Below are 8,250 nucleotides of genomic sequence, written 5' to 3'. Positions count from 1 at the left end.
CAAGTCCATCTGGGCCCATGACCAGTACACGGAGCTGAAGACCATCTGGATCAACGCTTCGTGACCTGAGCAAGACCGGTGCTGTTCTGACGGAGTTCGACACCTGGCCGCCCTGTGTTGTCAGTGCCGGCCTCTTCGCGGGTAAACCCGCTCCCACAGGGAATGCACAGTCTGTGGGAGCGGGTTTACCCGCGAAAGGGCCGGTCCTGCTGCCGCAGTGGCGGCTTTTTTATTACTTGAACTTGGGCCCCGAACGGGTATTCAGCCCCTTGGCCATGCGGTCATACAGCACCACATTCACCGTCGCTGCCAGGTTCATGCAGCCCTCGGTCGGAATGTAGATGGTCTCTTCGCACCACGCCCGCACATCGGCACTGAGGCTGCCGTCTTCCGGCCCGAAGATGTAGATGGCCCGGTCCGGGTGGGTGTATTCCGGCAATGGCCGCGCGCCTTCCACCAATTCCACGGCCACCGGCGTGCAGCCCAGCGGGATGATGCGCTGCAGGTCGTCGATGCCGATCAGCGGGATGTCGTAGTGCACGCGCTTGGTGTCGGTGACGAAGTCACGGGCACGCTCGTAGCGTTTGCCGGTGTAGAACACCGAATTGACGCCGTAGCAACCCGCGGCGCGCATCACCGAGCCGACGTTTTCTGCCGACTTGGGGTTGAACAGGCCGATGCAGCTGTATCGTTTGTTTGCCACGTACCGGGGCCCTTCGCGAAAAAAAGCGCGATTATACGGGCTGCCCGGTAGCAGCGGGGGGCGAATCGATGGTCAGTCTTTCTTCAGCATGCCCGCCAGCCCGGCGAACGGGTTGTGGGTGGCCTTGGCGATGCTAGGGGTGCTGGTGGAGCCTTCGCTGAAGTACTGCTGGTCGGTGTAGCGCGAGTGCTCGTTGTCGTGGCAGTACAGGCACAGCAGCTCCCAGTTGGAGCCGTCCTGCGGGTTGTTGTCGTGGTTGTGGTCGCGGTGGTGCACGGTCAGCTCGCTCAGGCGCTTGCCGGAGAACTCGCGGGCGCAGCGGCCGCAGACGTGCGGGTACATTTTCAGGGCCTTGTCGCGGTAACCCATTTCCTTGTCGCGCTTGGCATCGGCCAGGATGCGGTCCAGGCGCGCGGTGGCGGCGGCGGAAGAGGTGGAGCTCATGGTGTTTCCTTTGTTCTGATCAGGCAAATGACGGTTATGCATTGAGTCTAGCGCGCTTGCGGGGCAGGCGGACAGGCGAAAGCCGTGATTTAGGCGTAGCCTGTAGGAAGGTTCCCGACAGGAGGTTGCTGATGTTTCGCGCGATCCTCGTTGTGCTGTTGTTCGCCGGCCTGCCCATGGCCGAAGCTGCCAGCACGCCACCCCGGTTGAGCACGCCGGTGCCCGGTGCACCGGGTACGCCTACGCCTACGCCATATCCGCAGATTACCCCGAGTACGCCGCCCAAGGCCTATGACAGCCAGCCGGGGGCGCCCCTGTTGCCGCCGATGCCGGTGCCCGGGCCGCCGAAGGACCAGCCATTGCCGGGGTTGCGCCAGGACCCGCCGAAGCCGGCGGTGCAGGATGATTGACTGAGTGGGCCGTGTTGGCTGTGGGATTTTGGGGCTGCTTTGCAGCCCATCGCGACACAAGGCCGCTCCCACAGGAGATTGCGTTACCCCTGTAGGAGCGGCCTTGTGTCGCGAAAGGGGCGCAAAGCGCCCCCAGCTTTCTCAAACGATACCTAGCTCACCAAACACGAACGCATATTCCAAGGCCACATCCTTGAGCCCCTGATACCGCCCGCTCATCCCGCCATGCCCAGCCCCCATCTCGGTCTTGAGCAGCAGCAGGTTGTCGTCGGTCTTGCGCGTGCGCAGCCGCGCCACCCACTTGGCCGCTTCCCAGTACTGCACGCGGCTGTCGTTGTAGCCCGCCACCACCAGCATCGCCGGGTAGGCCTGTGCCTTCACGTTCTCGTATGGTGCGTAGGCCTTGATCCGCTCATACACCTCCGGCTCCTCAGGGTTGCCCCATTCGTCGTACTCGGTCACGGTCAGCGGCAGCTCGGGGTCGAGCATGGTGTTGAGCACGTCGACGAACGGCACTTCGGCAATCGCACAGCGGAACAGCTCGGGGCGCAGGTTGAGCACCGCGCCCATCAGCAGGCCACCGGCGCTGCCGCCACTGATGGCCAGGCGGTCGGCAGCCGTGACACCCTCGGCAATCAGGTGCTCGGCACAGGCGATGAAGTCGCTGAAGGTGTTGTGCTTGTGCTCCTGCTTGCCGGCGCGGTACCAGGCTTCGCCCAGTTCGCCGCCGCCACGCACATGGGCGATGGCAAAGGCCACGCCGCGCTCCAGCAGGCTCAGGCGCGCGTGCGAGAACCACGGGTCGAGGCTTTCGCCATAGGCGCCGTAGCCATACAGGTACAGCGGCACGGTCTGGCCCAGGTCCTGGCGGCGGCGCACCAGGCTGATCGGCACCCGGGTGCCGTCCGCTGCGGTAGCCCACAGGCGCTCGCTGATATAGTCGTCGGCATCGAACGGCCCCAGCACCGGGGTTTGCTTGAGCACCGCCTGGGCACCGCTGGCCAGCTCCAGCTGGCGTACCTGGGCCGGGCGGTTGAGTGCTTCGTAGCGCAGGCGCAGGCGTGGGCTGGCGAACTCCAGGCTGTCCTGCACGTACAGGCTGTAGGCCGCGTCGGGCAGTTCGACGCGGTAGGCCGCCAGGCCCTGCGGGCGTACCTCGATGATCGGTAGGCCGCCTTCGCGCAGGCTCAGGGTCAGCGCGCCGGCATTCAGGCTGAGGCCTTCGAGCATGATCGCGTCGCGGTGCGCTACCAGCACCTGCCATTGCTCACGGCTGGGCACCGGTGCGACCGGGGCGTGGTACAGGGCGAAGTTGATGCCGTCCTGGTTGGTGCGGATGAACCAGCGCCACTGGCCGTCGAGCTGGCCGTGGTCGGGGAAGTACTCGTGGCCTTCGACCCGTGGCGCCAGGCAGGTGAACGGTGCCTGCGGGGTTTCCGCGTCCAGCACCCAGGCTTCGCTGGTGGTCTTGCTGTTGAGCAGCAGCACCAGCTGGCGTTCGGAGCTGGTGCGGTAGCAGTGCAGGAAGAAGCGCCCGTCGGGCTCCTCGAACACGGTCTGCGCGCCTTCGTTGCCCAGGGTGTGGCGACGCAGGCGCCACGGGCGGTGGGTGTCGTCCAGTTCGGCGAAGAACAGCGTCTGGCTGTCGTTGGCCCAGGTCAGGCTGCCGTCGCAGTCGTCGAAGGGCAGGGTAGTGACGCTGCCACTGGCCAGGTCCTTCACGTACAGGGTGAAGATTTCGTCGCCGCTGGTGTCCAGGCTGTAGGCCAGCAGGCGGTGGTCGGGGCTGACGTTGAACGCGCCGAGGGACAGGAAACCGCCATTGGCCAGGGCGTTGGGGTCGAGCAGCAGTTGTTCCTGGCTTTCATCGACCGTGTTGGAGTCGTCGGCCGGGCGCGGGCAGCGGTAGTGGCGCGGGTACTCGTCGCCCGCGGTGGTACGGGTGTAGTACAGGTAGGGGCCCCAGGGCGCCGGCAGCGACAGGTCGGTTTCCAGGATGCGGCCCTTGATCTCTTCGAACAGTTGTTCACGCAGCGGCGCCTGGTCGGCCAGGCAGGCTTCCTGGTAGGCGTTCTCGGCCTGCAGGTAGGCAAGCACCTCGGGGGTGTCACGCTGTTGCAGCCAGGCGTACGGGTCACTGGCCTGGGCCTGGTGGGCAATCGGGGGTTGGGGCTTGGTTGGCATTGAGGATCTCTTGATTGGGGTTGCCTGTACCGGCCTCTTCGCGGGCTTGCCCGCTCCCACAGGTACTGCACAGTTTCAAGATCTGTGGTGAACCTGTGGGAGCGGGCAAGCCCGCGAAGAGGCCGGTACAGGCAAACACTGTCTGCGCCCGGAAAAGTGTTTATCATAGGCATCTCTTTGCCTGGCTTGCACGAACACCATGACCGAGAACGACTACACCCTCGCCTGGGGCCTTTACGCCGTTGCCGCCCTGGGCTGCCTGATGGTGGGCTTCAAGCTCACCGGCTGGATGTGGCGCTGGCTGCGCGAACCGCTGCGGGTGGTGCTGGCGGTGCTGCTGCTGACCCCGACCATCGTCGACCCGGTCAAGGACAGTTTCGCCCCGGCCATTGCCATCACCGCCCTGGATGTCGCCTTCAAGGTCGGCAACAACGCCTGGCGCGCGGTATCCGACTTCGCCATGTACGGCATGGGCGCGTTTTCCCTGTATTTCCTTTTCGTACTGCTGCGCTTGCCGCTGGAAAAGCGCGCCCGCGAGCGCCGTGCGCAGGCCGAGGCCGCTGCCCAGCGCCAGGCTGCCGAAGATGACCAGCTTGGCGCCCAGGGCCTGCTGGCCGCGGAGCGCCGCGACCGTTACCGTGATGCGCCACCCCCTGCCGCCCCAGCCGTCTCCCGAGGCGGCGGCCGGGTCGAGCCCCGTCTGTAAGCGGAGACACGCCTATGTGCGAACTGCTGGGCATGAGTGCCAACGTCCCCACCGACATCGTCTTCAGCTTCACCGGCCTGATGCAGCGCGGCGGCCGTACCGGCCCGCACCGTGACGGCTGGGGCATCGGCTTCTACGAAGGCCGTGGCCTGCGCCTGTTCCAGGACCCGGCCGCGAGCAGCGAGTCCGAAGTGGCCAACCTGGTGCAGCGTTACCCGATCAAGAGCGAAGTGGTCATCGGCCACATCCGCCAGGCCAACGTCGGCAAGGTGTGCCTTTCCAACACCCACCCGTTCGTGCGGGAGATGTGGGGCCGCAACTGGTGCTTCGCGCACAATGGCCAGCTGGGCGACTTCAAGGGCCAGGCCAGTTTCTACCGGCCGGTGGGCGATACTGACAGCGAGGCAGCCTTCTGCGACCTGCTCAACCGCATCCGCAGCGCCTTCCCAGAGCCCGTGCCGGTGGAACAGCTGCTGCCGGTGCTGGTCGAAGCCTGTGCCGGCTACCGCGGCCAGGGCGTGTTCAACTGCATGCTCAGCGATGGCGACTGGCTGTTCTGCTTCTGTTCGACCAAGCTGGTGCACATTACCCGCCGTGCACCCTTTGGTGCGGCGCGGTTGAAGGATGTCGACCTGATTGTCGATTTTCACACCGAAACCACCCCCAACGACGTGGTCACGGTGATCGCCACCGAGGCCTTGACCGAGAACGAGACCTGGCAGCGCTACGAGCCGGGTCAGTGGGCCCTGTGGCGGCACGGCGAGTGCGTGGCGCACGGCCAGAGCTAAGGACGCGGCATGTTCAGAAGTTACCTGCGGTTGCTGCTGTTTACCTTCGGCCTGCTGGCCGGTATCCAGGTCCCGGGGCTGGTGAAGGACTACAGCCAGCGGGTCGAGGCGCACCTGTTCGAATCACGCGAGGCGCTCGACGGCTTCCGGCAGACCGCCGAACGTTTCTTCAGTGGTGACCTGCAGGCGCTGCTGCGGCATTACCGCAGCAGCGACGACCCGGTGTTCAACAGTGATGCCAACAGCATCGAAAGCCTGATGATCCGCAACGAACTGCTGGAAAACGAATGGCAGGCGCTGCAAGCGCCATGGGCGCAGCGTACCTGGCACGTGCTGGTACAGGCCGACCCGCAGTTGCGCGAGGAAACCCTCAATGGTTACAGCTACCAGATCCTGCTGGTGCCCGAGGCGGTTGGCTGGGGGCTTGGTGCAGGGTTTGTGCTGGCCTTCGTGGTCGAGAGCCTGTTGCTGGCGATTGGCTGGGTGATCCTGGGCGGGCGGCGTGGGGCGGTGAAAGAGAGCTGGCGCTAGTCCATCTGCGTTACGCGGACTTTGTGGGAGCGGCCTTGTGTCGCGAAAGGGCCGCGGAGCGGCCCCAGGGTGTCAGCAGAGATGCATAGATTGCTGGGGCCGCTCTGCGGCCCTTTCGCGACACAAGGCCGCTCCCACAAAGACCATGTTAGCCGGGTGGGACCAACACAATCCGCTGCCCACCCACATCCCGCGCATACCTCTCCAGCACCTGCCGGCAAACCCCGACCACTTCATCCACCAACGCCACCCCGGTCTGCCAGGCCACCACCAGCTCCAGGCTCGGCGGCGGTTGCAGCCCCTGCAGCAATACCAGCTCACCCCGGCTCAACTCGGCATCCACCAGCGCCGGCGGCAACGCACCAATGCCAAACCCGTCGCGCAACAGCCGGGTAATCGCCGCCACCGAGTTCACGCAATTCAGCCGCGGCGTTTCGGCCCCGGCACTCAGCAGCAGGCTCAGCACTTCCTGGTGCGGCCGCGAGTTCTTCGAGAAGGTGATGATCCGCTCACGCCCAAGCTCGGCCAGCGAAGCGTAGTCGCGGTGCTGGTGCGAGCCGGCGGCCACCACCCAACCCATCGGGTAGCGCGCCAGGTCCAGGCTGCGGATCGACTGCTCGCGCAGCAGGTCGGTCTGCAGGATCACGTCGAGAAAGCCCTTCTGCAATTGCTCGCGAAGGTTCAGCGCAGTGTCGGCCACCAGTTCGATCTCCACCTGCGGGTAACGCTCGGTCAGCTCCGCCACCAGCGCGCTCATCCAGGTGTGGATCACTGTGTCCATCACCCCGATACGGATGCGCCCGACCTTGGCCCGGTCGCTGTCCAGCGACTGCTTCATGGCCTTGGCGGTTTCCAGCATGCGCTCGGCATATTCCAGCACCTTGCCGCCTTCCGGGGTTAGGCTGACGCCACGTGAGTCGCGCAACAGCAGCTTGACGCCCAGGTCGGCCTCCAGCGCGGCGATGCGGCTGGAAACCGAGGCCTGGGTAGTGAACAGCTTTTCCGCGGTCAGGCGGAAGCTCTTGAGCCGGGCGACCCAGACGAAGGTTTCGAGGAAGCGAAGGTTCATGATCAGTTTTTCTTGTTCCAGACCGGCGGTTTTTCTCGTTGGACGCAAATGGCGCGGCGTCTGAACAATGGCAGCCAGGCCGCGACTCATTGTCGCCCATAAAACAATACCAACAAGCCGAGGCAAGCATGAACCCCACCGGCGTGCAGCAGCAGGTCAGTTCCCCATCTTCGTCCGGGCCTTTCGCCTGGTATCGCGACATCGACTCACAGCAGCGCCGGACGTTCTGGAGCTGCAAGATCGGCTACGGCCTGGATGGCATGGACACACAGATGCTCAGCTTCGTCATTCCGACGCTGATCATGCTGTGGGGCATCACCACCACCGAAGCCGGGTTGATCCACACCAGCACCTTGATCGCCTCGGCCGTGGGTGGCTGGGTGGCCGGCATTCTCTCCGACCGCATTGGCCGCGTGCGCACCCTGCAACTGACGGTGCTGTGGTTTGCCTTCTTCACCTTCCTCTGCGGCTTCGCCCAGAACTACGAACAGCTGCTGATCGCCCGTACTTTGATGGGCTTCGGCTTTGGCGGTGAGTGGACCGCCGGCGCGGTGCTGATCGGCGAGGTGATCCGCGCCCAGGACCGTGGCAAGGCGGTGGGCATGGTGCAGTCCGGCTGGGCCCTTGGCTGGGGCCTCACCGCCATCCTCTACGCGCTGCTGTTCTCCTGGCTGCCGGCCGAGCAGGCCTGGCGCGCCCTGTTCCTGCTGGGCCTGGTACCGGCGATCTTCGTGATCTTCGTCCGCCGCCTGGTCAAGGACCCCGAGGTATACCGCGAGGCCAAGGCGGTGGAAAACGCCGAGGCACCTGCGCAGTTCTACGAAATCTTCGCCCCGGGCATGCTCTGGACCACCGTGCGTGCGTCCCTGCTGACCACCGGCGCACTGGGCGGCTACTACGCCATTACCTCGTGGCTGCCGACCTTCCTCAAGAACGAGCGCGGCCTGAGCGTGCTGGGTACCGGTGGCTACCTGGCCATGGTGATCGTCGGCTCCTACGTCGGCTATGTGGTCAGTGCGTACCTGTCCGACCTGCTGGGGCGCAAGAAGAACTTCATCCTGTTTGCCGTGGGCTCGTTCGTCATCGTGCTGCTGTACACGCAAATGCAGGTCAGCGACGGCGTGATGCTGTGGCTGGGCTTCCCGCTGGGCTTCTTCGCCTCGGGCATCTTCAGCGGCATGGGCGCGTTCCTCACCGAACTGTTCCCCACGCGTATCCGCGGTTCGGGGCAGGGCTTCTGCTACAACATCGGCAAGGTCATCGCGGCACTGTTCCCGCTGCTGATCGGCGTGCTCGGCCAGAAGGTACCGCTGGGCCTGGGTATCGGCGTGTTCTCCGCCGTGTCCTACGGGGTGGTGATCGTGGCGGCGCTGAGCCTGCCGGAAACCCGCGGCAAACAGCTGCAGGCGCGTTAA

The 8,250-nt window shown here is 65.2% G+C and carries 9 protein-coding genes; 5 read left to right on the top strand and 4 right to left on the bottom strand.

Annotation, left to right across the window (positions count from 1 at the left end):
• Positions 1 to 232: 232 nt before the first annotated feature.
• Together CAG44_RS05205 and CAG44_RS05200 are read right to left on the bottom strand one after the other, a co-directional pair.
• The gene (locus tag CAG44_RS05205; protein WP_025340213.1) at positions 233 to 703 is read right to left on the bottom strand and encodes an RNA methyltransferase; all 471 of its coding nucleotides are present in this window, start codon (positions 701 to 703) and stop codon (positions 233 to 235) included.
• A 72-nt stretch (positions 704 to 775) separates the two neighbouring features.
• Complete coding sequence (locus CAG44_RS05200; RefSeq protein WP_003259546.1) at positions 776 to 1,147, bottom strand: YajD family HNH nuclease; 372 nt, start codon at positions 1,145 to 1,147, stop codon at positions 776 to 778.
• Between the two features lie 131 nt (positions 1,148 to 1,278).
• On the opposite strand from CAG44_RS05200, the gene CAG44_RS05195 reads away from it, so the two are divergent.
• Positions 1,279 to 1,557, top strand: coding sequence for a hypothetical protein (locus CAG44_RS05195; RefSeq protein WP_085618071.1), 279 nt, complete (start codon positions 1,279 to 1,281; stop codon positions 1,555 to 1,557).
• A gap of 141 nt (positions 1,558 to 1,698) precedes the next feature.
• On the opposite strand, the gene CAG44_RS05190 is transcribed toward CAG44_RS05195, so the two are convergent.
• Positions 1,699 to 3,741: a S9 family peptidase gene (locus CAG44_RS05190; protein ID WP_085691706.1), complete on the bottom strand. Its 2,043-nt coding sequence runs from the start codon at positions 3,739 to 3,741 to the stop codon at positions 1,699 to 1,701.
• Positions 3,742 to 3,940: 199 nt separating this feature from the next.
• Here CAG44_RS05190 and CAG44_RS05180 point away from each other — a divergent pair, with 199 nt between their 5' ends.
• From CAG44_RS05180 to CAG44_RS05170, 3 genes are read left to right on the top strand one after another with little or no spacing between them, the layout of a single operon-like run.
• Positions 3,941 to 4,447 (top strand): MFS transporter, encoded by a 507-nt coding sequence (locus CAG44_RS05180; protein WP_085691704.1) that lies wholly within the window; start codon positions 3,941 to 3,943, stop codon positions 4,445 to 4,447.
• A gap of 14 nt (positions 4,448 to 4,461) precedes the next feature.
• Positions 4,462 to 5,235, top strand: coding sequence for a class II glutamine amidotransferase (locus CAG44_RS05175; RefSeq protein ID WP_013973756.1), 774 nt, complete (start codon positions 4,462 to 4,464; stop codon positions 5,233 to 5,235).
• A 9-nt stretch (positions 5,236 to 5,244) separates the two neighbouring features.
• A complete protein-coding gene (locus tag CAG44_RS05170; protein ID WP_015271344.1) occupies positions 5,245 to 5,766 on the top strand; it encodes a DUF2937 family protein in 522 nt (173 codons plus the stop codon).
• Positions 5,767 to 5,914: 148 nt separating this feature from the next.
• On the opposite strand, the gene CAG44_RS05165 is transcribed toward CAG44_RS05170, so the two are convergent.
• Positions 5,915 to 6,835 (bottom strand): LysR family transcriptional regulator, encoded by a 921-nt coding sequence (locus tag CAG44_RS05165; protein WP_085691703.1) that lies wholly within the window; start codon positions 6,833 to 6,835, stop codon positions 5,915 to 5,917.
• Positions 6,836 to 6,963: 128 nt separating this feature from the next.
• On the opposite strand from CAG44_RS05165, the gene CAG44_RS05160 reads away from it, so the two are divergent.
• A complete protein-coding gene (locus CAG44_RS05160; protein WP_013973753.1) occupies positions 6,964 to 8,250 on the top strand; it encodes an MFS transporter in 1,287 nt (428 codons plus the stop codon).

Source organism: Pseudomonas sp. B13(2017) (genome assembly GCF_002113245.1).
GTDB classification, from domain to species: domain Bacteria; phylum Pseudomonadota; class Gammaproteobacteria; order Pseudomonadales; family Pseudomonadaceae; genus Aquipseudomonas; species Aquipseudomonas putida_Z.
Note: the sequence above shows the minus strand (reverse complement) of the source record. Positions and strands in the feature narration are given on the sequence as shown.